Annotated in this window: 22 protein-coding genes; 14 read left to right on the forward strand and 8 right to left on the reverse strand. The window is 34.5% G+C overall.

What is annotated here, in order from left to right:
- Window positions 1–6: 6 nt before the first annotated feature.
- Window positions 7–2,397, forward strand: coding sequence for a M28 family peptidase (locus SCB73_RS06250; protein WP_320569222.1), 2,391 nt, complete (start codon window positions 7–9; stop codon window positions 2,395–2,397).
- Window positions 2,398–2,407: 10 nt separating this feature from the next.
- Entirely contained in the window at window positions 2,408–2,827 is a 420-nt protein-coding gene (locus SCB73_RS06255) for an SRPBCC family protein (protein WP_320569223.1), read from the forward strand.
- 120 nt (window positions 2,828–2,947) lie between these two features.
- On the opposite strand, the gene SCB73_RS06260 is transcribed toward SCB73_RS06255, so the two are convergent.
- On the reverse strand, window positions 2,948–3,343 hold the full coding sequence (locus SCB73_RS06260) for a rhodanese-like domain-containing protein (protein ID WP_320569224.1): 396 nt from the start codon (window positions 3,341–3,343) through the stop codon (window positions 2,948–2,950).
- A 146-nt stretch (window positions 3,344–3,489) separates the two neighbouring features.
- Between SCB73_RS06260 and SCB73_RS06265 the strand changes: the two genes are divergently transcribed.
- From SCB73_RS06265 to SCB73_RS06305, 9 genes are all read left to right on the forward strand, one after another.
- Window positions 3,490–4,392: a LysR family transcriptional regulator gene (locus tag SCB73_RS06265; RefSeq protein ID WP_320569225.1), complete on the forward strand. Its 903-nt coding sequence runs from the start codon at window positions 3,490–3,492 to the stop codon at window positions 4,390–4,392.
- Window positions 4,377–4,826 (forward strand): GNAT family N-acetyltransferase, encoded by a 450-nt coding sequence (locus SCB73_RS06270; RefSeq protein WP_320569226.1) that lies wholly within the window; start codon window positions 4,377–4,379, stop codon window positions 4,824–4,826. Before SCB73_RS06265 ends, SCB73_RS06270 begins: the two co-directional genes overlap by 16 nt.
- A gap of 108 nt (window positions 4,827–4,934) precedes the next feature.
- Window positions 4,935–5,750, forward strand: a complete 816-nt coding sequence (locus SCB73_RS06275) for an NAD-dependent epimerase/dehydratase family protein (RefSeq protein ID WP_320569227.1) — start codon at window positions 4,935–4,937, stop codon at window positions 5,748–5,750.
- 190 nt (window positions 5,751–5,940) lie between these two features.
- Window positions 5,941–6,417, forward strand: coding sequence for a methylated-DNA--[protein]-cysteine S-methyltransferase (locus SCB73_RS06280; RefSeq protein WP_320569228.1), 477 nt, complete (start codon window positions 5,941–5,943; stop codon window positions 6,415–6,417).
- A gap of 181 nt (window positions 6,418–6,598) precedes the next feature.
- Window positions 6,599–7,312, forward strand: coding sequence for a 3'-5' exonuclease (locus SCB73_RS06285; protein ID WP_320569229.1), 714 nt, complete (start codon window positions 6,599–6,601; stop codon window positions 7,310–7,312).
- 90 nt (window positions 7,313–7,402) lie between these two features.
- A complete protein-coding gene (locus tag SCB73_RS06290) occupies window positions 7,403–8,476 on the forward strand; it encodes a winged helix DNA-binding domain-containing protein (RefSeq protein ID WP_320569230.1) in 1,074 nt (357 codons plus the stop codon).
- A gap of 110 nt (window positions 8,477–8,586) precedes the next feature.
- Entirely contained in the window at window positions 8,587–10,026 is a 1,440-nt protein-coding gene (locus SCB73_RS06295) for a nucleoside recognition domain-containing protein (RefSeq protein WP_320569231.1), read from the forward strand.
- Window positions 10,027–10,476: 450 nt separating this feature from the next.
- Window positions 10,477–10,938: an IS200/IS605 family transposase gene (gene tnpA, locus SCB73_RS06300; protein ID WP_320569232.1), complete on the forward strand. Its 462-nt coding sequence runs from the start codon at window positions 10,477–10,479 to the stop codon at window positions 10,936–10,938.
- 219 nt (window positions 10,939–11,157) lie between these two features.
- A complete protein-coding gene (locus SCB73_RS06305; protein WP_320569233.1) occupies window positions 11,158–12,762 on the forward strand; it encodes a fumarate hydratase in 1,605 nt (534 codons plus the stop codon).
- Window positions 12,763–12,894: 132 nt separating this feature from the next.
- On the opposite strand, the gene SCB73_RS06310 is transcribed toward SCB73_RS06305, so the two are convergent.
- Window positions 12,895–13,395 (reverse strand): PAS domain-containing protein, encoded by a 501-nt coding sequence (locus SCB73_RS06310; protein WP_320569234.1) that lies wholly within the window; start codon window positions 13,393–13,395, stop codon window positions 12,895–12,897.
- A 94-nt stretch (window positions 13,396–13,489) separates the two neighbouring features.
- Entirely contained in the window at window positions 13,490–14,572 is a 1,083-nt protein-coding gene (gene dinB, locus SCB73_RS06315; protein ID WP_320569235.1) for a DNA polymerase IV, read from the reverse strand.
- A 140-nt stretch (window positions 14,573–14,712) separates the two neighbouring features.
- Between dinB and SCB73_RS06320 the strand changes: the two genes are divergently transcribed.
- Entirely contained in the window at window positions 14,713–15,447 is a 735-nt protein-coding gene (locus SCB73_RS06320; protein ID WP_320569236.1) for a metallophosphoesterase family protein, read from the forward strand.
- 48 nt (window positions 15,448–15,495) lie between these two features.
- Window positions 15,496–16,023 (forward strand): DUF6646 family protein, encoded by a 528-nt coding sequence (locus SCB73_RS06325; protein ID WP_320569237.1) that lies wholly within the window; start codon window positions 15,496–15,498, stop codon window positions 16,021–16,023.
- A 137-nt stretch (window positions 16,024–16,160) separates the two neighbouring features.
- On the opposite strand, the gene SCB73_RS06330 is transcribed toward SCB73_RS06325, so the two are convergent.
- The 5 genes from SCB73_RS06330 to SCB73_RS06350 form a co-directional block, all read right to left on the reverse strand.
- Window positions 16,161–16,817 (reverse strand): 3-oxoacid CoA-transferase subunit B, encoded by a 657-nt coding sequence (locus SCB73_RS06330; protein WP_320569238.1) that lies wholly within the window; start codon window positions 16,815–16,817, stop codon window positions 16,161–16,163.
- Between the two features lie 98 nt (window positions 16,818–16,915).
- Window positions 16,916–17,614 (reverse strand): CoA transferase subunit A, encoded by a 699-nt coding sequence (locus SCB73_RS06335; protein ID WP_320569239.1) that lies wholly within the window; start codon window positions 17,612–17,614, stop codon window positions 16,916–16,918.
- A 397-nt stretch (window positions 17,615–18,011) separates the two neighbouring features.
- Entirely contained in the window at window positions 18,012–20,318 is a 2,307-nt protein-coding gene (locus SCB73_RS06340) for a penicillin-binding protein 1A (RefSeq protein WP_320569240.1), read from the reverse strand.
- Window positions 20,319–20,326: 8 nt separating this feature from the next.
- The gene (locus SCB73_RS06345) at window positions 20,327–20,806 is read right to left on the reverse strand and encodes a gliding motility lipoprotein GldH (protein WP_320569241.1); all 480 of its coding nucleotides are present in this window, start codon (window positions 20,804–20,806) and stop codon (window positions 20,327–20,329) included.
- Window positions 20,790–22,178, reverse strand: coding sequence for a PSP1 domain-containing protein (locus tag SCB73_RS06350; protein ID WP_320569242.1), 1,389 nt, complete (start codon window positions 22,176–22,178; stop codon window positions 20,790–20,792). Before SCB73_RS06350 ends, SCB73_RS06345 begins: the two co-directional genes overlap by 17 nt.
- 225 nt (window positions 22,179–22,403) lie before the next feature.
- On the opposite strand from SCB73_RS06350, the gene SCB73_RS06355 reads away from it, so the two are divergent.
- Window positions 22,404–23,831: a hypothetical protein gene (locus SCB73_RS06355; protein WP_320569243.1), complete on the forward strand. Its 1,428-nt coding sequence runs from the start codon at window positions 22,404–22,406 to the stop codon at window positions 23,829–23,831.
- Window positions 23,832–23,875: the final 44 nt, after the last annotated feature.

The following is a 23,875-nucleotide window of genomic DNA, read 5'->3' on the forward strand; positions in this document are numbered from 1 at the left end:
TTCATCATGAAAAAAAACCCCACCTCAATTCTTGGATTTCTTTGTGTATTAGGCATTTTGGGCATAATTTATGCCACAATGATGCCACAATATATCTCGCGGGAAGAAGAAGCACTAGCAGAATTCTCGACAGAAAGAGCTATGAATCAGGTAGAAATTATTGCGCAAAAACCGCATTATGTAGGGTCAACCAATCATGAACTTGTTGCTAATTATTTAATTCTTGAACTCAATCGAATAGGATTAGAAACTTCAATCCAGGAAGGATTTACACTTAACGAGAGAGGACTTTTAGTAAAATCAAAAAATATTCTGGCTCGCATAAAGGGTTCAAATAACTCAAAAGCACTTTTATTGCTTTCACACTACGACAGCGCGCCCCATTCTTTTTCAAAAGGAGCCAGCGATGACGCTTCTGGAGTTGCTACTATTTTAGAGGGCATCCGTGCTTTTTTATATGCAAAACAACCGCAAAAAAACGATATTATAATCCTGTTTTCTGATGCCGAAGAATTAGGATTAAACGGCGCCGCGCTTTTTGTCAACAAACATCCTTGGGCAAAAGATGTTGGTTTAGTGCTTAATTTTGAAGCTAGAGGTTCATCTGGCCCAAGTTATATGCTGATGGAAACTAATCAAGGAAACAAAACCCTTGTAAAAGAATTTGCAAATGCAAAAGCGGCTTATCCAGTTTCAAATTCTTTGATGTACAGCATTTACAAAATGCTTCCAAACGATACTGATTTGACTGTTTTTAGAGAGCAAGGAAAAATTCAAGGTTTCAATTTTGCTTTTATCGACGGACATTACAATTATCATACGCAGCAAGATGATGTACAACATTTAAACAAAACAACTCTTGCCCATCAAGGTTCGTATTTGATGCCTTTGCTGAAATATTTCGCAAATACCGATTTGAATGAAACAGATTCTACTGAAGATGATGTGTATTTCAATATTCCTTTCTCATTCATCAGTTATCCATTTTCTTGGGTAATCCCAATGACAATTATTGCGCTAGGATTGTTGATTTTATTTATTTTTATTGGAAAAGCAAAACATATTGTCAATTTCAGAGAGATTTTCAAAGGTTTTGTACCACTAATTGGCGCTATTTTAATTGCTGGATTAGTAACTTTCTTAGGCTGGAAAATCGTTTTGGAAATATATCCTCAATATTCTGATTTACTAAACGGATTCACTTATAACGGCCATGCTTATATTGGAGCATTCGTAACTTTAAGTATTGCAATTTGCTTTGCATTCTATCATCATTTTTCTGAGACAAAAGCCACAATGAATCATTTTGTTTCGGCTTTACTTTTATGGATAATCATAAATGGATTTATTGCCAATAGTTTAGTTGGAGCTGGTTTCTTGATTGTTCCTGTTTATTTTGGCGTAATTTTATTCGGAATTTATGTTCTTACTGGACACAATAGTTTAGGAGTGAATTTAGTTTTCTCTATTCCGGCTTTAATTATTGTTGCACCTTTTATTGTAATGTTTCCGGTCGGCTTAGGATTGAAAATTCTTTTTGGAAGTGCTGTTCTTACCGTGCTTCTTTTTGGATTATTGCTTCCCATATTTGGCGCATTTATCAAAAAAGGTGTCTGGACTATATTGTTTTTTGGTTTTTCAATAGGCTTTTTCATCTACGCAGGATATCATTCTGGATACGAACACGGAAAAGCAAAATCAAACAGTTTGCTGTACGTGTATAATGCCAACACTAATTCTGCAGTATGGACAACTTACGACATTAATTTAGACGATTGGACAAAATCATATTTAGGCGAAAAAAACCAAAAAGCAGTTGGATTAAACAGTCTTCCTCTTGCAAGTAAGTATAATTCTGGTTTTACTTATAGTGCAATTGCTCCAGTAGTTGATGTTCCAAAACCAACAATCGCTTTCTTAAGAGATAGTGTTATTGGAAACAAAAGATATTTAAAAATCAGAATTACGCCAAACCGAAAAGTAAATCGTTATGACATTTTCGCCAATCCAAAAATGACGTTCTACAACTTTAAAGCAAATGGTGTTTCAGAATCGGGTGCAAAAACAAATCGCCTTGAAAGAGAAGGCGCCAAAATATTATGCTATTATGTTGTAGGCAACGAGCCACTTGAAATGGAATTTTACATCAATAAATCTTCAATTTTTGATATGGATTTAATCGAAAGCTCTTTCGATTTAATGACTAATCCGTTATTGAAAGTAAAACCAAGAAGCGACTGGATGATGCCAACTCCTTTTGTATTGAATGATGCCGTTTTGATTCAGCAAAAAATAAAAAGATACGTGGCGCCAGTTCCGCAAGTACCAGCTGCTCCTGTTACGGATAGTTTAACAGTAGCAAAAGACAGCATAAAACCTATTGTTCAACCACAATAACGCAATTAAAATGGCAGCAAATATTTCTACAATCGTTTTGAATGCCCCGGTCGAAAAAGTATGGAATGCCTTGACAAAAGCAGAATTCGTCAAACAATGGCAATATGGAAGTGATTTAATCACAGATTGGAAAACAGGTAGCGAGATTCGATTTAGAAATGAATGGGAAGGCCAAGTTTTTGAACAATGGGGAACAGTTTTAGAAGTTGTTCCCAATCAAAAAATCAAATATTCTTTGTTTTTTCCAAGACCAGAATTAGAAGACAAACCAGAGAATTACTTCATAATGAACTACGTTTTGACGGAAGAAAACCAAAAAACAAAACTCGAAATAATTCAAGAAGATAATCGTCCCGGAGCCGTTCAAGAAAAACCGCAAGGTGAAGAAAATCCAATTCTTCAAGGCTTAAAAGCTTTAATTGAGGGTTAAAATTAGGTTCTAAGGTACTAAGGTTTCTTAACATATGTAAAAAAATAAAAAGCACTATTTTCATAGTGCTTTTTTTAATCTTAGTACCTTAGAATCTTAGCATCTTAAAACCTTTAAGACTTAACATGCACACTCAATCTTCAAACCTTGCTTTTCGCCTTTTGTTCCTTCAGTTGCATATCCGTCGATTTTCCACCATTCCAGTCCGCCGATTAGCTCTTTTACTTTAAAACCTAGTTTTGTCATGTTTAATGCTCCTTTTGTAGAGGCATTACAGCCAATTCCAGTGCAATAGGTTACATACAAAATGTCTTTGTCTAAATGTTGAGTAGTTTCTAAATTCATTTCGCGATGTGGTATATTAATCGCATTCGGAATATGTTCTTCATCGTAACCAAAAGCTCTTCTAGCATCAATTACAATTATTTTTTCGCCATTATTTAAAGCTTCAAATAAATCTGATGGATCCATTTCAAAAGCTAGTTTGTTTTCATAATGTTTAATTTGTGCTTCCATGTTGTTTAAGTTTTGATGTTTTACTTTTCCAAAAGTAGCCGAACATCAAACACCATAAAAACGAAAAGAATTCATCAAGAACATTACTTTTTTTCATACAAAAGCGAGTCTAAAATTTTGTTTCTTTGCGTATTAATTCTTCAAAAATGGAAATACGCCACTTAAAATTGATCAAAGCAATCGTCGAAGAAGGAAGCATCACAAAAGCGATCGACAAACTTCATTTAACGCAATCGGCCTTGAGTCATCAACTCAAAGAAGCCGAATATCAACTGGGTACAGCCATCTTTTTAAGAACTAATAAAAAACTGGTACTCACAAAAGCGGGAGAAAAAATCTATGAACTCGCTAACGAAATTCTGAATAAACTCACCGAAACTCAAAGTCAGATCAAACAAATGGTTTTTGGCGAATATGGCGAAATCCGAATCAGTACCGAATGTTTCTCGAGTTATCATTGGCTTCCACCGGTTTTAAAACGGTTTCATCTTTTGTATCCAAATGTTGAATTGAAAATTGTAATCGAGGCAACTCATATTCCACTTCAAAAACTTTTAGATAATACGATTGACATTGCCATTGTAAGCGACACCATCAAAGATAATAACATCAAATATACCGAGCTTTTTCAAGATGAAGTGGTAATGGTAGTTTCTGAAAATCATCCGTGGGCAGATAAGAAATATGTTGTTGCAGAAGATTTTGCAGAAGAACATTTGATTATACATTCACTTCCGATGGAAACTGTTACCATTCATCAATTTCTTTTGGCTCCAGCCAAAATCACACCAAAAAAAATAACACCAATGCCATTGACCGAAGCTTCTCTCGAAATGGTAAAAGCCGATATGGGTGTAATGTCAATGGCAAAATGGGCGCTTCAACCGCATCTAAAGTTAAGTACTATACGAGCAATTAAAGTCGGGAAAAATGGTTTGAAACGAAAACATTTCATCGCAACACGTGCCAATGAAAATTATCCAGATTATTTCCATCATTTCATCAGCTTTTTACAAAACGAAATCAATCTGCAATGGAATATTCAATAAGAAACTGCGAAATCACAGATTTACCTAAACTGCTCATTTTAATTCAAAAACACGCCGAATTTGAAAAAGCCGAATTTTCTCCCGAAGGAAAAGAAGAAGGTTTAAAAAATGCTTTATTTAGCCAAAATCCAAAACTATATTGTTTAGTTGTGGCTACAGAAGAAACCATTGTTGGTTATACCTCTTATACTTTTGATTTTTCTACTTGGAACGCGCAAAACTTTCTCTACATGGACTGTTTATTTTTGGAAGAAGAAACGAGAGGTTTTGGAATTGGTGAAATCTTGATCGAAAAATTAAAAGAAATCGGAAAACAAAACAATTGCGTCAATATTCAATGGCAAACACCCGAATTTAATACAAGAGCAATTAAATTTTACCATAGAATGGGCGCAAAAGGAAAAGATAAAGTTCGATTTACTTTAACTTTGTGATATAAATAAATTAAGCTGTTTAATCTCGCAAAGTCGCAGATTCGCAAAGAAAATTAAACTTGGCGTCTTAGCGACTTTGCGTGATTATTACTCAAAGCAAACAAAAAAATGAAACAAATTAGCATTCTCGGCTGTGGCTGGCTCGGCTTTCCTTTGGCAAAAAAACTGATTGAAAAAGGAAATTCGATAAACGGCTCAACAACTTCAGAAAATAAACTCGCAATTTTAAAAGATTCCGGAATAAATCCGTTTTTGGTAACGCTTGAAAGCGAAAGCATCTCTGAATCTATAAATGCATTTTTATCCGAAAGTGAAATTTTAATCATAGATATTCCGCCAAAATTGAGAGCAATCAATGCTGATTCTGAGAAGAAGGTTTTTGTCGAAAAAATCAAAAATTTAATTCCGTTTATAGAAAAATCAGAAATCAAGAAAGTGCTTTTTGTAAGTTCAACATCGGTTTATGGCGATGATAACAGCATAATTACCGAAGAAACGATTCCAAATCCAGAAACCGAAAGTGGCAGACAACTGTTTTTAACCGAAAATCTTCTTCAAGAAAATCAAAACTTTGAAACTACAATTCTACGTTTCGGTGGATTGATTGGCGAAGATCGTCATCCTGTAAAATTTCTTGCCGGAAAAGAAAATTTAGAAAACCCAGATGCGCCAATAAATTTGATTCATCTAAACGATTGCATCGGAATAATTGAAGAAATCATAAATCAATCAAAATGGAGTGAAGTTTTTAACGCCGTAGCTCCTTTTCACCCAACAAGAGAGGAGTTTTATTCCCAAAAGGCGATTAAAATGAATTTGCCAGAACCGAAATTCAGTTCTGAAAAATCAAACATCCAAAAGGTTATTTCGAGTGAGAAAACTGAGACCGTTTTAAGTTATCAGTTTCGATTAGAAAATTATTAATGAAATTGTCAGGCTGAGCGATCCCGAGACTTCGGGAGAAGCCCCATTGCAATTGGCGAGCCCTTCGACTTCGCTCAGGGTGACAACCACATGATAACACAAAACTTAAATTACTTATATAACTTACATGGTTTAAAAAAACTTTGCGAACTTTGCGTAAACCTTCGCGTCTTTGCGGTAAAATAAAAACATGGAAACAGTTTATATCAATTCGCCTTTAGGAATCACCAAAATTATTGGAGATGAAAATGGCATTTCGGTAATTTCTGTTTCTGATGTTGGTACAAACGAAGTTTCCGAAACCATTCCCGAAATTTTACAAGAGGCTGTTTCACAATTAAACGAATATTTCGAGGGCAAAAGAACTGATTTTGATTTGAAACTCAATCCAGAAGGAACCGAATTTCAGCAAAAAGTATGGAAATCATTATTAGAAATTCCGTACGGAAAAACGGTAAGTTATATGGATCAAACCAAAAAATTGGGCGATGTAAAAGCGATTCGAGCAGTGGCTTCGGCAAATGGAAAAAACCCGCTTTGGATTGTGGTTCCTTGTCACAGAGTTATTGGAACAAATGGATCTTTAACCGGATATGCCGGCGGATTGTCACGCAAAAAATGGCTTTTAGAACATGAAAATCCAAGTAAACAACAAAGTTTGTTTTAGTTTGCCACGAATTACACTAATTCCCACGAATATTCTTTATAGCCTTTCGATTAATTCATTTTACAAAAAATAAGTAAATTCATTCATTTTGTGTTTATAACGAATTAAAAAATCAAATTTGTGTACATTTATACCAAATAAAAAAATTAGTGTTATTCGTGCAATTCGTGGCTAAAAAAATATGATTGAAAAAATAAACCTCAACAACATTTTATTTCTCGATATTGAAACCGTTCCTGAAGAGGAAAATTTCAATTCGCTTGACGCGGAAATGCAAACTCTTTGGGATTTAAAAACGCAATATCAGCGCAAAGACGATTTTTCTCCACAAGAATTTTACGATCGCGCCGGAATTTGGGCTGAATTTGGAAAAATTATCTGTATTTCTGTCGGTTTTTTTACCATCAAAGGAGATGTAAGAAATTTCAGGGTGACTTCTTTTTTTGGTGAAGAAAAGAAAATCCTGAAAGACTTTTCGAACCTGATCAACAATCATTTCAATCAGCCACAACATTTGTTTTGTGGACATAATTCAAAAGAATTTGACATTCCATTTATTGCTCGAAGAATGATCATTAATCAAATGCCAATTCCCGATAAATTGAATTTATTTGGTAAAAAGCCTTGGGAAATTCCGCATTTAGATACTTTAGAGTTATGGAAGTTTGGCGATTATAAGCATTTTACTTCTTTGAAACTGCTTACCAAGATTTTAGGCGTACCATCGCCAAAAGGCGATATTGACGGAAGTCAGGTTGCTCATGTCTATTATGTCGAAAAAGACATTGACCGAATTATTACGTATTGTGAAAAAGATACGATTGCCGTAGCTCAGATTTTCCTTCGCTTACGCCGAGAAGATTTATTGATTGATGAAGAGATTATTCATGTTTAGCTTTAAGTTTCTAAGCTACTAAGGTTCTAAGATGCTAAGTTTTTTAACTAGTATGTTAAAATGAACTTCTATGACTTATATGGTATAAAAATGACACAAGAGGAAATTTCACATTATCGTTTGGTTTCGCAAAAGCTTTATAAAACCAGTTCTTGTTTACCACCGGAAATTGTGAAACATTTCGGAGCAATGCAGGCTCAGGATTATGCAATGGCAAAATGGGCCATTGGTTCGCGTTGCAATTCCTCAGAAAAAGAGATAGAAGAAGCTATAAATTCGGGCAAAATTATCCGAACTCATATTCTGCGTCCGACTTGGCATTTTGTTTCTCCTGATGATATTTATTGGATGTTAGATCTTTCGGCGTCGCAAGTGAAACGTTTTACAGCTTCTGCAGCTAAAAAATATGGTTACGATGAAAAAAAATTAAATCAAGCAAATGCTGCTATTGAAAAATTATTAGCTGGAAATAATCATTTGACTCGAAATGAAATTATGCAGGAACTTGGCATAAAAAAAACTGCAAGTGATGATTTTTTGAGTGCGGCAATTATGATGAACGCAGAACTCGATGGTTTGGTTTGTAATGGAGAAATGAAAGGCAAACAGATAACTTATGCTTTGCTTGAAGAAAGAGTTTCAAAGCCAAAAAATAATTTAACCAAAGAAGAAGCATTAGCAAAACTTGCTCAACGTTATTTTGAAAGTCACGGTCCGGCAACATTGCCAGATTTTTCATGGTGGTCAGGTTTTCAGCCAACAATTTGTCAAAAAGCCATTAACGCAATAGGGTTGCAATTGAATCATGTTACTATTGATAATCAGAAATATTGGTTTAAAAAAGAGGTTAAAGACGCGGATCACTTTCGCGAAAGCGTACATTTTCTTCCCGCTTTTGATGAGATTTTAATTTCGTATAAAACACGCGAAGCTTCTTTCAATACAGAACATCAATCGAAAGTTTTTACTAATAATGGCATTTTTAAACCCATAATTTTAGAGAATGGAAAAGTCGTTGGAATCTGGAAAAGAACGATCAAGAAAAATCATGCCAAAATTGAAACAGAGTTTTTTAAGGATTTCAAAACAGACCAAAAACAGATTTTATTTGAAAATATTAAATCTTTTGAAACGTATTTGGAAACCAAGATTATTATCGAATAAATCAAATTTTAATTAAAAAATTGCCGTTCATAACCATAACTTCCTGTTTCGTTACTTAAATCTTTATGCTTATTATTGCTAAATAATTACATTTACAAAAAATTACAATTATGGTATTGAGCAGATTTTGGTTAACGATTTTTATTTCTTCGATTGTTTTTATTGTATTCAGTTTATTCACTGCCAATACATATACGATTGATTCTGTTTTGAATGGAAAAAAAGACGATCCAATTTTGATTTCTGAAAAATACGTTGAAGAACTTCCTGTATTCATCAAAGACAGCATTTCAAAAGCCAAAGATCAAACCATGATTATCAATCGTGATACGCTAAATGCCGACACGACTTACGTTTTCAAAAACAAAACGGTAAAAATTTACAGCGGTCTTCAAAAATCTGATGGTTTGTTGCCAACTTGTAAAACTACTTTGGTTGATTTGATTTTACCGCTTATCGCCTATTTAGCTTTTTTCTGCGGATTAATGGAACTTTTAATCATTTCTGGAGCTTCGGGAAAACTAGCCAAAACTTTAAGTCCGGTTTTTGTAAAAGTATTTCCAAGTATTCCTAAAAATCATCCTTCGATTTCTTATATGACCTTAAACTTTGCTGCCAATTTCCTAGGATTAGATTCGGCTGCAACGCCATTTGGATTAAAAGCAATGGAAAGTTTACAGGAAATAAATCCCGAAAAAGACAAAGCCAGTGATGCGCAAATTATGTTTATGTGTCTTCACGCGTCAGGCTTAACTTTGATTGCAACTTCAATTATTGGCTATCGCGCTGCCGCAAATGCTACAAATCCAGCCGATGTAATACTTCCATGTGTTATTACTTCGTTTATTGGTACAATTGCCGCTTTCTTAATTGTTGGAATAAAACAAAAAATCAATTTTAAAAGTGCTTCGCTTTTAATTGGTTTAATTACTATGATTGCTGCGATTGTTGGTTTGTTATTGTATGTGAATCATTTGGACTTGATTGGGAAAAATTACTTTACTTCTAATCTTTCAGGTTTAATTTTGCTTACGATTGTTCTTTTTACTTTGATTTTCTCTTTCATGCACGAGAAAAAATTCAAAGAAGCCGACACTACCGTTTTCGACACTTTTGTTATTGGAGCAAATAACGGAGTTAAAACAGGAGTAACGATTTTTCCTTATGTTTTAGGAATGTTGGTTGCAATTTCACTATTCAGAAACAGCGGTTTATTTGAAATTATCAGCGACGGAATCGGATTTATATTCTCAAATTTAGGCGTAAGCAAAGAAATCACGAATGCGTTACCAGTTGCAATGTTGCGTCCGTTTAGTTCTGCAGGATCAAGAGGTTTCTTAATTGATTCGATGAATACTTTTGGTGCCGATTCTTTAACGGCGAGATTAAGCAGTATTTTCCAATGTAGTGCCGAAAGTACGTTTTATGTAATTGCGGTTTATTTTGGATCTGTAAATATCAAAAATACGCGTTATGCTTTGGGTACTATGCTTTTGGTTGATTTGATCTGTGTGATTACGGCGATTTTTGTGGCGACTTGGTTTTTTTAAAACGCTAAGCTTACATATCTAAACTGGACTGAAGTCCAGCCCTACAAAATGGTTCGAGCCGTTGGCTCTTTCTAAAGTTCCGCAGGAACGATTTATTTTGTAGAGCTGGACTTCAATTTTTGAAATTTAATATATACAACATATCCAAACTGGACTGAAGTCCAACCTTATAATATGGCTCGAGCTTTTGGCTCTTTTCAAAAGTTCCGCAGGAACGATTTATTTTGTAGGGCTGGACTTCAGTTTTTGAAATTTAATATATACAACATATCCAAACTGGACTGAAGTCCAACCTTATAATATGGCTCGAGCTTTTGGCTCTTTTCAAAAGTTCCGCAGGAACGATTTATTTTGTAGGGCTGGACTTCAGTCCAGTTTATTTTATACGACACGAATATTTTGTAAGAAAAATTATATATTTATAAAATTTTAATCTTTAAAAATATAAAAATGTCAAACAATTTTCATCAAGTTTATATCCAAGCCATTTTTGCGGTTAAATACAGAGAAGCCCAAATTACTTCTGAATGTAAATCTAAAATACTTAGTGTTATTGGAAATTTAATAAATGAAACAGGTTGCAAAACAATTATTATAAATGGCATTGAAGATCATGTTCATTGTCTTCTAGCATTAAAACCAACCGTTTCTATTTCAGATTTGATGAAGGTTGTAAAAGGAAAATCATCAAAATTCATCAATGATCATCAATTGACAAAAAGCAAATTTGAATGGCAAGAAGGTTATGGCGTTTTTTCATATAGTAAATCTCATATTGATGCCGTTTTTAAATATATCGCCAATCAAGAAGAACATCACAAAAAACAAAACTTCAAAGACGAATACTCCTATTTTCTGAATAAATACAATGTCAAATATGATGAAAAATGCGTTTTTGAAAATTTGATATAAATACAACATATCTAAATCGGACCAAAGTCCAACCTTACAATATGGCTAGAGCGGATGGCTCTTTTCTAAAGTTCCGCAGGAACGATTTATTTTGTAGAGCTGGACTTCAGTCCAGTTTAGATATATGTGATTTTCCGCAATAAATTAATACACACAAACCTTCTTAATTCAAATTCTTTCTTAGGTAAATAATTTCTAACTTTGTAAAAAAACAAAACAATGATTGATTTTATATACCAAGATCCTTATCCAATTTTGAAGGATGAGACAGAATACCGCAAAATCACTTCTGATTTTGTAAAAGTTGAAAAATTTGGAGACCGCGAAATTTTGACTGTAGATCCAAAAGGTTTAGAATTATTAGCCGAAGAAGCTCTTACAGATGTTTCGTTTATGTTGAGAACGACACATTTACAAAAACTAAGAAACATTCTTGACGATCCAGAAGCAACTGATAACGATCGTTTTGTAGCTTATAATTTATTGCAAAATGCATCAGTTGCAGCCGAAGGTCAGTTGCCAAGTTGCCAGGATACTGGAACTGCAATTGTAATGGCAAAAAAAGGCGAAAACATTTTTACAGGTGTTGATGATGCAGAATGGTTGAGCAAAGGAATCTTTAATACGTACCAAAAACGCAACTTACGTTATTCACAAATCGTTCCGATTTCAATGTTTGAAGAGAAGAATTCAGGTTCAAACCTTCCAGCGCAAATTGATATTTATGCTAAAAAAGGAGCTTCATACGAGTTCTTGTTTATGGCAAAAGGTGGAGGATCTGCGAATAAAACTTATTTATATCAGCAAACAAAATCATTATTGAATGACAAATCTTTGGATGCATTTATTCGTGCAAAAATCAAAGATTTAGGAACTTCGGCTTGTCCTCCTTATCACTTGGCTTTAGTAATTGGTGGAACTTCTGCGGAAGCGAACTTAAGCGCTGTCAAAAAAGCGTCTGCTGGATATTATGATCATTTGCCAACTTCAGGAAATATGGCTGGCCAGGCATTTCGTGATTTAGAGTGGGAAGAACGCGTTCAGAAAATCTGCCAAGAAAGTGAAATTGGAGCTCAATTTGGAGGAAAATATTTCACACACGATGTGCGTGTAATTCGTTTGCCTCGTCACGCAGCTTCTTGTCCAGTTGGATTAGGCGTTTCTTGTTCGGCAGATAGAAACATCAAAGGAAAAATTACAAAAGACGGAATCTTTGTTGAGCAATTGGAAGTAAATCCGAAACAATTTTTACCAGAAACTGCGCCACATTTAGAAGCACCGGTTGAAGTTAATTTAGATCAGCCGATGGCAGATATTTTGGCTAAATTGTCTCAATATCCAATTAAAACACGTTTAAAATTAAACGGAACTGTTATTGTTGCTAGAGATATTGCTCACGCAAAAATCAAAGAATTATTAGATGCCGGAAAACCAATGCCGGAATATTTCAAAAATCACCCAGTTTATTACGCTGGTCCAGCAAAAACTCCGGAAGGAATGGCCTCAGGAAGTTTTGGACCAACAACTGCTGGACGTATGGACGTTTATGTTGATGAGTTCCAGAAAAACGGCGGAAGTATGGTAATGTTGGCAAAAGGAAACCGTACAAAACAAGTTACAGATGCCTGCAACAAATACGGCGGATTTTATTTAGGTTCTATTGGAGGTCCTGCAGCTATTTTGGCACAAGATAACATCTTGAAAGTTGAAGTAGTTGATTTTGAAGAATTAGGAATGGAAGCTGTTCGTAAAATTACAGTAAAAGATTTCCCTGCTTTTATCATTACAGATGACAAAGGGAATGATTTCTTTGAGAATTTATAATCTAAGACACTGAGGCTCTAAGAAACTAAGATTCTAAGTTTTCTTTTTCCATAAAAAAAACCGCCCAAAAGGCGGTTTTTTTATTTTCTTATAAATTATTTTCCTCGCGACTTAGTGTCTTTGTGGCAAAAACTAAGCACTCAAAGCATTTTTCTCAAAGGCAATAAAATGCGATACTTCACCTTTAAAATTATAAACGGGAAAACCATTGATATGGCAACTGTACACTTTTCCGTTTTTTTTATAGTTTTCGATAGTCTTTTCAAAAGAAGTCTTTAACTGAATTGCTTCTCTTATTTCTTTCAATGCTGTTGGGCAAGTTTCTGGGCCTTGAAACATCTTTGGAGTATTTCCTAAAACTTCGGCTTCAGTATAACCTGTCATTCTTTTAATTTTGCTTGAAGCAAAAACGATTTTTAAATTTAAATCAGTTACTACAATCACTTCATTTTTAATGCGTTCTTCTATTTTCAACCCTTTTTCATTCCAGGAATATTGGGCCGAAATCTGATGCATTTTTTTCAAATCAGAAGCAATGGCTTTCAATTCGTTTACATATTCGTAGTGAAAATCCCATGCCAAAATAGGAACCGAATAACGATAAGAAGCATCTTCAAGGTCGGAATTTTTCATTTGGAGTGATTTAATTGATATCTTTTCTCTCAAAGATAGCACGAAAACTTGAACTTTTTTTACGGAAAACCGTATTTTTAAATATTATAACAAATCAAAAAGAAAATTTTAACTGGACAACAACAGCCTTCTTTTCTTCTGTGTTTAAGTTACTTAACGAAATTCCGAGTAATCTAACAGAATCTTTCATGCGTTCCTGATAAAGCAATTCTTCGACAACTTCTAAAATCAAACTTTTATCAGAAATAAAATACGGAAGTGTTTTGCTCCGCGTCTGTTGTGTAAAATCACTGTATTTAATTTTCAGCGTCACTGTTTTGCCTGAAATCTTATGCTTTTTCAAACGCTTTTCAAGTGATCCGGCAATTTTTTCAAGCTGTTCGAGCATGAATATTTCAGAGGATAAGTTGATATCAAAAGTATGTTCGGCCGCGACCGATTTTGTGATGCGATGCGGTTTTACTTCGCTGTTATGAATGCCCCGAACCACTTTATAATAAAAAGCACCCGATTTTCCGAAATGTTTTTCTAAGAATTCTTCCGTTTTGCTTTTTAAATCGGCTCCCGTGAAAATTCCGAGTTGATACATTTTTTCAGTCGTTACTTTTCCAACTCCGTAAAACTTCCGAATTGGCAATTCTTCTAAAAAAGCTAAAATCTCATCTGGATTTACCGTTTTCTGGCCATTCGGCTTATTTACATCGCTGGCAATTTTAGCTACAAATTTATTGACTGAAATTCCTGCAGATGCTGTAAGTCCGACTTCATTTAAAATTCGGAGTCGGATTTCTTGTGCTAATAAACTGGCACTCGGATTTCCTTTTTTATTTTGAGTTACATCCAAATAGGCTTCGTCAAGCGAAAGTGGCTCAACCAAATCAGTATATTCATGAAAAATTTTATGAATTTTAGAAGATATTTCTCTGTAGCGGTCAAATCTTGGGCGCACGAAAATAATTTCTGGACAATATTTTTTGGCCAAAACACCGCTTATGGCACTTCGAACACCAAATTTTCTTGCCTCATAACTTGCCGCCGAAACTACTCCTCTATTTTCTGAACCTCCAACTGCAACAGGTTTTCCGCGTAAAGCTGGATTATCCATCTGCTCTACAGAAGCATAAAAAGCATCCATGTCAATATGGATAATTTTTCGATATGTAGGGGTTTCAGACATGCTACAAATTTAAACAGTAAAGCCATAAAAAAACGCTGGCAATAGTTATAAATAGTATCAATTTTTAAAGATTAACAACTAAATGATTCCAAACAAATCATTTTCTTTATTTTTGTAATCCTTACCCGAAAATTTAAAAAATGCGAACATTTGTTATAGGCGACATACACGGAGGATTACGCGCACTTGAGCAAGTGTTGAATAAAGCGAAAGTTACTACCGAAGATACTCTTATTTTTCTTGGCGATTATGTGGATGGCTGGAGCCAATCTGCTGAAGTAATCGATTTTTTAATTGACCTTAAAAGCAAGCAAAAATGCATTTGCATTAGAGGAAATCATGATCAATTGGCCTTAGATTGGCTTGAAAACAGACATGAGGATTTTGATGAAGAAATGTGGTACAAACATGGCGGAAAAGCGACTGTTGAAGGATATTCTAAACTTTCTGAAGAAAAAAAGAAAACGCATATAGCCTTTTTAGAATCTTTGAAAGACTACTACCTTGATGACGAAAACCGACTTTTTGTTCATGCCGGCTTTACCAACTTAAATGGCGTTGTCTGGGAGTATTTTCCAAAATTATTTTACTGGGACAGAACACTTTGGGAATCGGCACTGGCTTTAAACCCAAATTTAAAACCAGATGACTTATATTATCCAAAACGATTTATGGTTTATAAAGAAATTTATATTGGACATACACCTGTAACAAGAATTGGACAAACTGTTCCCGTAAACAAGGCATGTGTTTGGAATGTTGATACCGGCGCCGCGTTCAAAGGCCCTCTGACCATTTTGAATGTAGATACTAAAGAATTCTGGCAAAGTGAACCCTTAAACGAATTATATCCTGACGAAAAAGGTAGGAATTAAAATATTAAATTATACATTTGCACCGCAAAATAATTAATATTTAAGTTTATGAAAAAAGTTGTTACACTCTTGTTTTTAGTATCATTTGGATTTATTAATGCACAACAAGCTTTTAAAGGCAAAGGAGATATCAAAGTGAATGTTGGCGCTAATCTACAAGATGGTGGTTCTGGAATTCAGGGTTCTGTTGATTTTGGTTTAGGAGAAAATTTCTCTTTTGGTTTTGTTTCAAATTATTTACTTGGTGTAAACAATTTTAATGGTATCTATGGTGATCACCCAACTCCATACAATGATTACAAACCAGAATTCAAAGATCGTTTTGATGCAAAAGCAAGAATTAATGCTAACTTAAGCAGCGTTATTGGAATAGAGCAATTAGATGTTTATCCAGGTTTAAGTTTAGGTTTGAAAAATTTTGGAGGTCATGTTGGAGGACGTTATTTCTTTACTGAAGGATTTGGTGTTTTTACAGAAATTGGTTTCCCAATTGCAAAATACAGCAGTAATAACGATGTATTCGATCATTTAAACAATCAAGCTACTTTCAGTTTAGGAGCTTCATTTAATTTATAGTAAACTTTTAAGTTCCAAAGGCTCAAAGTGGCAAAGGGACAAAGTTTAAAATATAAAACCGCCCAAATAGGCGGTTTTTTTTTACTTTTCTTCTAAATTACTTTGTCCCTTTGCAACTTTGTTACTTTGTACCTAATCTAAAAAATCATTTCAGGAATTTCGCCTTCAATAATCAAATCAGCTTCGGTTGAGGCGATGATGTGCTCAACTGAAACATCTGGCGCGCGTTCTAAGAGCTTAAAACCATTTTCAGTCACTTCTAGAACCGCAAGCTCAGTTACAACCTTTTTAACGCATCCTACGCCCGTTAATGGCAAAGTGCATTTTTTTAAGATTTTAGATTCTCCTGCTTTGTTCACGTGCATCATAGCAACAATGATATTTTCGGCAGAAGCCACTAAATCCATTGCACCGCCCATTCCTTTTACCATTTTGCCCGGAATCTTCCAATTGGCAATATCTCCGTTTTCAGAAACTTCCATTGCTCCCAAAATAGTTAAATCCACTTTTTGGCTTCGAATCATTCCGAAACTAAAAGCCGAATCAAAAAAACTCGCGCCCGGAAGCGTCGTAATGGTTTGCTTTCCTGCATTAATAATATCTGCGTCTTCTTCTCCGGCAAAAGGGAAAGGCCCCATTCCGAGAACGCCGTTTTCACTTTGAAACTCAACAGCAATATCTTCTCTAACGTAATTGGCAACCAGAGTTGGAATCCCAATTCCAAGGTTTACAAAATATCTGTCTTTTACTTCTTTAGCAATTCGTTTTGCTATATCTTCTTTACTAAGTGCCATAATAATGTGTCAATTTTTTAATGTGCCGATTAGTCAATTTGATAATTAGATAATTATATAGATTACGCAAGACATTTTCTAATTATCACATTTTCTAATTATCTAATTCTAACGGTACGTTGTTCAATTCTCTTTTCGAATTTCTCTCCCTGAAAAATACGCTGCACCATAATTCCCGGGATGTGAATTTGATTTGGATCTAAAGTCCCAACAGGAACCAATTCTTCAACCTCGGCAATAGTAATTTTTCCCGCACCGGCCATACAAGCGTTAAAATTTCTCGCTGTTCCTTTAAAAATCAGATTTCCTGCTTCGTCGCCTTTCCACGCTTTTACAATTGAAAAATCAGCTCTGAAAGCTTCTTCCATAATATGCATTTTTCCGTTGAATTCGCGCGCTTCTTTTCCTTCGGCAACTTCTGTCCCGTAACCTGCTGGTGTAAAGAAAGCTGGAATTCCGGCTTGAGCCGCACGACATCTTTCTGCTAAAGTTCCTTGCGGCGTAAGTTCGACTTCTAATTCTCCTGAAAGCATCTGGCGTTCAAACTCGGCATTTTCTCCCACATAAGATGAAATCATTTTCTTGATTTGTTTTTTCTGCAAAAGCAATCCCAATCCAAAATCATCTACTCCTGCATTATTCGAAATGCAAGTCAAATCTGAAATTGAAGTATTTACCAATGCCGCAATAGTATTTTCAGGAATTCCACATAATCCGAAACCGCCAAACATGATTGTCATGCCACTTTCAATTCCTTGAATTGCCTCATGAACATTATTTACTTTTTTTGTTATCATAACAAAGTGTCTTTATTACTGTATATTTTTGATAAAAATAAGATTTTTAGATTTAATTATAACGATTTCGTAATGATTTTGGCGAATTTAATTTTAACCACTTTAATTGTCAATATTCAACAGTATATAAATATATCTCATAGAGATTAAATATCGATAGAAAATTTATTGCCAATGTTGTTTTGTCCCGTACGGACTGTATGTGAAATTAATTAACAATCTTAAAAGATGTAGTCCCTACGGGACATCTTCGAAATCTTATCATTCAATGTTTTCTACCAATATTTAACTCCTGACGGAGTATTTATGTAAAGCCTCGTGACAAAAAAAATCCTTTTGTATTCTTCCAGATTTAGAAGAATACAAAAGGATTTATTATTTAAAAAACGAAACGAAACTATAGCTCGAATTCGTCTGTATTTTGTTCTGTTTCCGTGGTATCTTTAACGACGGCTGGCCTTTGGTAACAATCTACTTTTATAGAAAGATTAGCTGGGCGCTCAAATTCTGATTTAGAAACCTGGAGTGCTTCATCAGCATAACATTTTTTCATGAAATACGCCCAAACTGGCAATGCTGCTGTAGCTCCTTGTCCGTAAGTCAAGCTTTTGAAACGTGCCGAACGATCTTCACAACCAACCCAAACTCCTGTTACTAAATTTGGAACCATTCCCATGAACCAACCATCTGATTGATTTTGCGTCGTTCCTGTTTTACCTGCGATAGGGTTTTTGAACATATATGGATATCCTGTCCAACGGTTATCTCCGCTTCCACCGCCTTGCGTACGCAAACGCGCACCAGAACCAGTTTCGGTCACACCTTCTAATAATTTGATTACTGCGAAGGCAATATCTTTATTTAAAACGTCATGAGATTCCGGAATCGGCTCATAAATAACCTCTCCACTTTTATTCTCAATACGGCTTAAAAACTGTGGTTTTACATAAACTCCTTGATTTGCAAATGTGCTGTAAGCTGCAACCATATCTTCAACTGTAATATCAACCGCTCCAAGCGCAATTGAAGGCTGCACTGGGATTTCAGTCTTAACACCTAATTTTTTTGTCAATTCAACAACCGCTTCTGGACCCGTTCTGTCAATTAATTTAGCCGAAACTGTATTGATTGAATTTGCCAAACCTTGTTTCAAAGTCACCATTCCGCGGTATCTATTGTCAGAGTTTCTTGGTTCCCAATCTTCGGTTACATGGTGACGTCCTTTGTGAATCATAAACGGACCATCTAAAATTGAATCACAAGGAGACATATTCAATTGCTCAATTGCAGTAGCATAAACGAATGGCTTGAAAGTAGAACCAACTTGTCTTGCTCCCTGGCCTACGTGATCGTATTGGAAATATTTGTAATTGATTCCACCAACCCACGCCTTAATGTTACCTGTTTGAGGTTCCATCGCCATTAAACCAGATTGCAAAAAGTGTTTGTAGTAACGAATAGAATCAAGTGGCGTCATTACTGTATCGCGTTCTCCCTTCCAAGTAAATACACGCATTTTCGTTTTTACTTTGAATGATGCGATAATATCATCTTCGCTTTTTTCCATATCTTTCATAATTGCCCAGCGATCAGAATTTTTCATCGCTTGCATCATGATACGATCTGTTTCTTGTTGTGTGATATTTACGAAAGGTGCATTTTTATTGGTTTTCATCTCAATAAAAAACTGTTGTTGTAAGTTTTTCATATGTTCAGAAACCGCTTCTTCAGCATACATCTGCATTCTTGAATCAATAGTCGTGTAAATTTTCAAACCATCTTTGTAGATATCATAATCTGAACCGTCTGGTTTTTTGTTTTCAGTTACCCATTTTTTCATGTAATCACGAAGGTATTCTCTGAAATAAGTTGCCATTCCTTCACGATGACTCTCCAATTTGAATTTTAACGTAATTGGCAATGCTTGTAATCTTAATTTCTCAGCGGTAGTGATCATTTTTGCTTTTTCCATCTGCGAAAGCACCACATTACGACGATTTTTTACACCTTGCGGATTACGAACTGGATTGTATAATCCTGAGTTTTTGAACATTCCGACTAAAATAGCCGATTCGTCCATTGTCAAATCTTTTGGATCTTTAGAAAAATAAGTCTGCGCAGCCGAACTTACTCCAACAGAATAATTTCCGAAATCGTAAACGTTGCAGTACATTGCTATGATTTCGTTTTTTGTATATTGTCGTTCCAGACGAATGGCAATAATCCATTCTTTTATTTTTTGAACAATTCTGAAAGGAAGGAATTTTGATCCTTCGCCATGAAACAATTGTTTTGCAAGTTGTTGCGTTAACGTACTCGCCCCACCATTTGTTCCCAAGGTAAAAATTGCTCTCAAAGTACCACGTCCGTCAATTCCTGAATGTTCGTAAAAACGTGCATCTTCGGTTGCTACTAAAGCTTCAACCAAACTTTTTGGCAAATCTGAATATTTGAGCTGAGATCTATTGGTTTTAAAGTATTTACCAATCACGACTCCATCAGAAGAAATAATTTCAGTAGCTAAATTTGAATCGGGATTTTCAAGATCTTCAAAAGAAGGCATTGAACCGAATAATCCCCAAGAGGCAAATAAAAAGAAAGCCAAAATACCCAGCAAAGTATAGGCAAAAATTCGCCAGAATTTCTTTTTATAGTAATTAATATCTTTAACGCTATTTGATTGGTTGTTTTTCTTGGCTGCCATAACTATTTCTAATCTTTTTGTTCTATTCTAAAACCTACGTCTGTAATACCTTCTAAAGCTTCAACACCAGGAATTTTGCCTGATTCTCTAACCGCTTGTTTGATGTGAACTTTGTATTTTCCTTTAAACTTTACATCTTCTTTGTAGTACAGCTTACTTTCTTTTATGTCAGTAAAACCATTTCCTAATAAAGTTCCATCTGGATTTGCCATTTGATATTCTAAAGTATCGACTTTCGTAAAACCGCTTGGTGTTTCAAGAGCAACAATCAAGAATAAGTTATTGAAAGGATAATTGTTGTTGTCTCTCAAATTTACAAATAAATTGTATTTTTTGGTAGAATCTAAAACCGGTAGATCAAAAGTTACTACACTGTCTTTGTGCCAGGCGCTTCCAACCGATTTGTACTCGTCAAATACTCTTTTTTTATCACATGAAAAAAGAAGTATTGCAACCAACAGAAGAATTCCGCTATTTTTTATTCTCATTTTTAGTAATAATTATTGGTTTTCTAGGCTCAGCAGATTTGTTATCATTTGAATTTTGCGGATTCGGATTGTTTGATTTATTCGAATTCTTGTGCTTATTCTTATGATTTTGTTTGTTTGGATTATTAGGTTTGCTCTGCTGATTTGAATTTCCATTCGGATTATTATTTCCTGCAGGTTTTGTATTATTATTTTTCTCGTGCTGTGGTTTTGCCGGAGTTGCAACACCAGAAGCCTCAGCATTTTGCTTGCGTTTACGATTTGGTTTTTTCTTTCTTTTTGGTTGATCAAAACGAGTCAAACTCTCTTGCCCCATTGCATTATTGAAATCTTTTTCAGGCTCTGAAGTTACTTCGATTGCAAAATCTTCTAATGAAGAAACTTTGTTTTTCTGTTTATTTTCAGCGATAATCTCTTTTACCTGATCAATTTTTAAAACATGCCAGTTTGCAAAATTGTTGGTATAAGCAAACCACATTAATCCTTTAAAAATATCTTGTTTTTGGCAAACAGCATCGCCTTTTTCAGTAATCAACTTCGTGTCATAATCCGGAAAATCTTTTAAAGCATCCATGTAAGTGTCTAACTCATAGTTTAGACAGCATTTTAATTTTCCACATTGACCTGCCAATTTCTGCGGGTTCAATGACAACTGCTGATAACGCGCTGCTGAAGTATTTACACTTCTAAAATCAGTCAACCAAGTAGAACAGCAAAGCTCGCGTCCGCAAGAACCAACTCCTCCTAAACGTGCCGCTTCCTGACGGAAACCAACTTGTTTCATTTCGACTCTAGTACTAAATTCTTTAGCAAAATCTTTAATCAGCATTCTAAAATCGACACGATCATTTGCTGTGTAGTAGAAAGTTGCTTTTGATCCATCACCTTGAAATTCAATATCCGAAATTTTCATTTCCAATTTGTGCTGAATTGCCAATTCACGCGCACGAACCTTCATTGGCTCCTCGCGATCACGAGCTACTGACCAAATATCAATATCTTTTTGAGATGCTTTTCTGTAAATTTTAGGAACTTCGTTACTATCTGGATTTACTCCTTTTTTCTTCATTTGAATTTTAACTAATTCTCCTGTCAAAGTAACAATTCCAATATCGTGTCCTGGCGAAGCAACAGTTGCTACAATATCACCAATACTTAAAGTTAATTTCTCTGAATTTCTAAAAAATTCCTTACGTCCGTTTTTAAAACGTACCTCAACACAATCAAAAATCGCCTCTCCATTAGACGGACTCATGTTTGAAAGCCAGTCAAAAACCGTCAATTTATTGCAGCTATCGGTGCCGCAAGTCCCATTATTTTTACAACCTTTTGGTGCGCCACCATCTGAGGTTGAACAACTTGTACATGCCATAATAATATATGTAGTGTTGCAAAAGCAACTTAAGTTCATAAACGTTTAATCGGTAAAGATAGTATTTTTTTTATTTTGCTCTATACAGATTAAAACTAATGGTTTGTTAAATAAAAAAAGAAATTTTCTATCTCTAAATAATTCTAAAAGGAAACCAAAATTTGTTAAGTTTACTTGTACAAAAAAAAGATTTAAACCAACTCAAAAACAAATCCTAGCCATTAAATGAATACTGAAATTTCACTAGACAAACCAAAAGAGGAACAAAACTATTTTTATCATTTTAATTTTTCAAAGTTTAAAAAAATAGTACCAGCGCTTGTAATTATTACCTTCCTTTTGATTTTAAAACAATTTATTGCAAACAATTTTTATATCCCACACAGTAATCCTTTATTAGATTCGCTAAATCTTATAAATGCTCCTAAACAATTACCACCTTGGGCAGAAATTCTGGACATAATCATCAACATTATGATTATGATAGTAGCTGTTTGCTGGGAAGCAGTAAGCGAAAAAAAGTACGACAAGATTAAGTATTTACTTTTACTTTGTCTGCCTTCGATATTTTCGCAAATAATCGCCATCTACTCAGATATTAATGAAACTTTTACTAAAAGCTCCTTTTTCTGGATTTATTTTATTCTAAATTACCTTCCATACTTTGCAACTTATGGTGCGTTTAGAGGAAAAATACTTTATGGAAAAAAAGTAAGCTTATTAGGCTACTTCATTGGATTGTTTGTTTTGGTAAGCATAAGTGCTTTGTATCAAAAATTGGGATCTGTACTACTTTTCAATGATTTTTTTATTCCAATTTTATCTTACGGAATGGCACTCACAAAAGTAATTATTCTGTTGTCATTTTTCTATTTTATATTTCTCGCAGATGCTGGATTTTCTTTTAAGAATTTCATAAAACTGCCTCCTACTGTTTTACTCACAAACAAAAAGTTTACAGCGCATTTCATATTTTTATTTACTTTCTTGTTTGCTAATTACCTGAATTTTAAAGAAAATTTCTCTGAAAGCTGGTTCAGAGATCTATCTTTAAATTTCTTAAGTATATACAACACTATTTATTCTCTTATTTATATTATTGCTCAGATTGCAGTTGTGTATTTATTATTTTCCCAATTATTATTGTTGCAATTAAGTGCATTGCGAAGAAGACCTTTGTGGATATACTTGATAAGTTTCATGCCAATTGTAAATTTATTTCCTTTATTGCTGTTTTTCCGAAAAAGTAAGCCGCTAAACAGTGCCGATTTTTCTGAAATGGAAGAAATTGAAGATCAGAGAAAATCCTATCTCCAACTATTTATTTTACTGTTTTCGACTGCTTATGCAATATATCGATTCATTGGATTAGGTCTTAGTCGTGAAAACTTGATTTATTTAATATCAGCTTTTCTTGTCCTTTATATTGTAATATTATATTTCCGAATTGGTGTTTGGATTGCTTTAGCTTTACTGGGCCTCACAACAGTATTCGTTTTATATCAAGATTTGCCTACAGGCCTCTATTATACTTGCATTTTTTCTTATGGAGCTATTGGCTTATACAATCTTCACATTTCTTTATTTTGGACAGCTGAAGAATGGGAGAAAATTGACGAAAATATCGTGACAGAAAACATTCAGGAAGTTTAAAATACAAAAAGAGTCGCAAATTGCGACTCTTTTATTTTTACATA

The organism is Flavobacterium sp. KACC 22761 (assembly GCF_034058155.1).
Lineage (GTDB): Bacteria > Bacteroidota > Bacteroidia > Flavobacteriales > Flavobacteriaceae > Flavobacterium.

Bases quoted from the DNA above. Each gene is read 5' to 3' on its own strand.
- SCB73_RS06250 (WP_320569222.1), top strand. From the start codon at position 7: ATGAAAAAAAACCCCACCTCAATTCTTGGATTTCTTTGTGTATTAGGC.
- SCB73_RS06255 (WP_320569223.1), top strand. From the start codon at position 2,408: ATGGCAGCAAATATTTCTACAATCGTTTTGAATGCCCCGGTCGAAAAA.
- SCB73_RS06260 (WP_320569224.1), bottom strand. From the start codon at position 3,343: ATGGAAGCACAAATTAAACATTATGAAAACAAACTAGCTTTTGAAATG.
- SCB73_RS06265 (WP_320569225.1), top strand. From the start codon at position 3,490: ATGGAAATACGCCACTTAAAATTGATCAAAGCAATCGTCGAAGAAGGA.
- SCB73_RS06270 (WP_320569226.1), top strand. From the start codon at position 4,377: ATGGAATATTCAATAAGAAACTGCGAAATCACAGATTTACCTAAACTG.
- SCB73_RS06275 (WP_320569227.1), top strand. From the start codon at position 4,935: ATGAAACAAATTAGCATTCTCGGCTGTGGCTGGCTCGGCTTTCCTTTG.
- SCB73_RS06280 (WP_320569228.1), top strand. From the start codon at position 5,941: ATGGAAACAGTTTATATCAATTCGCCTTTAGGAATCACCAAAATTATT.
- SCB73_RS06285 (WP_320569229.1), top strand. From the start codon at position 6,599: ATGATTGAAAAAATAAACCTCAACAACATTTTATTTCTCGATATTGAA.
- SCB73_RS06290 (WP_320569230.1), top strand. From the start codon at position 7,403: ATGACACAAGAGGAAATTTCACATTATCGTTTGGTTTCGCAAAAGCTT.
- SCB73_RS06295 (WP_320569231.1), top strand. From the start codon at position 8,587: ATGGTATTGAGCAGATTTTGGTTAACGATTTTTATTTCTTCGATTGTT.
- tnpA (WP_320569232.1), top strand. From the start codon at position 10,477: ATGTCAAACAATTTTCATCAAGTTTATATCCAAGCCATTTTTGCGGTT.
- SCB73_RS06305 (WP_320569233.1), top strand. From the start codon at position 11,158: ATGATTGATTTTATATACCAAGATCCTTATCCAATTTTGAAGGATGAG.
- SCB73_RS06310 (WP_320569234.1), bottom strand. From the start codon at position 13,395: ATGAAAAATTCCGACCTTGAAGATGCTTCTTATCGTTATTCGGTTCCT.
- dinB (WP_320569235.1), bottom strand. From the start codon at position 14,572: ATGTCTGAAACCCCTACATATCGAAAAATTATCCATATTGACATGGAT.
- SCB73_RS06320 (WP_320569236.1), top strand. From the start codon at position 14,713: ATGCGAACATTTGTTATAGGCGACATACACGGAGGATTACGCGCACTT.
- SCB73_RS06325 (WP_320569237.1), top strand. From the start codon at position 15,496: ATGAAAAAAGTTGTTACACTCTTGTTTTTAGTATCATTTGGATTTATT.
- SCB73_RS06330 (WP_320569238.1), bottom strand. From the start codon at position 16,817: ATGGCACTTAGTAAAGAAGATATAGCAAAACGAATTGCTAAAGAAGTA.
- SCB73_RS06335 (WP_320569239.1), bottom strand. From the start codon at position 17,614: ATGATAACAAAAAAAGTAAATAATGTTCATGAGGCAATTCAAGGAATT.
- SCB73_RS06340 (WP_320569240.1), bottom strand. From the start codon at position 20,318: ATGGCAGCCAAGAAAAACAACCAATCAAATAGCGTTAAAGATATTAAT.
- SCB73_RS06345 (WP_320569241.1), bottom strand. From the start codon at position 20,806: ATGAGAATAAAAAATAGCGGAATTCTTCTGTTGGTTGCAATACTTCTT.
- SCB73_RS06350 (WP_320569242.1), bottom strand. From the start codon at position 22,178: ATGGCATGTACAAGTTGTTCAACCTCAGATGGTGGCGCACCAAAAGGT.
- SCB73_RS06355 (WP_320569243.1), top strand. From the start codon at position 22,404: ATGAATACTGAAATTTCACTAGACAAACCAAAAGAGGAACAAAACTAT.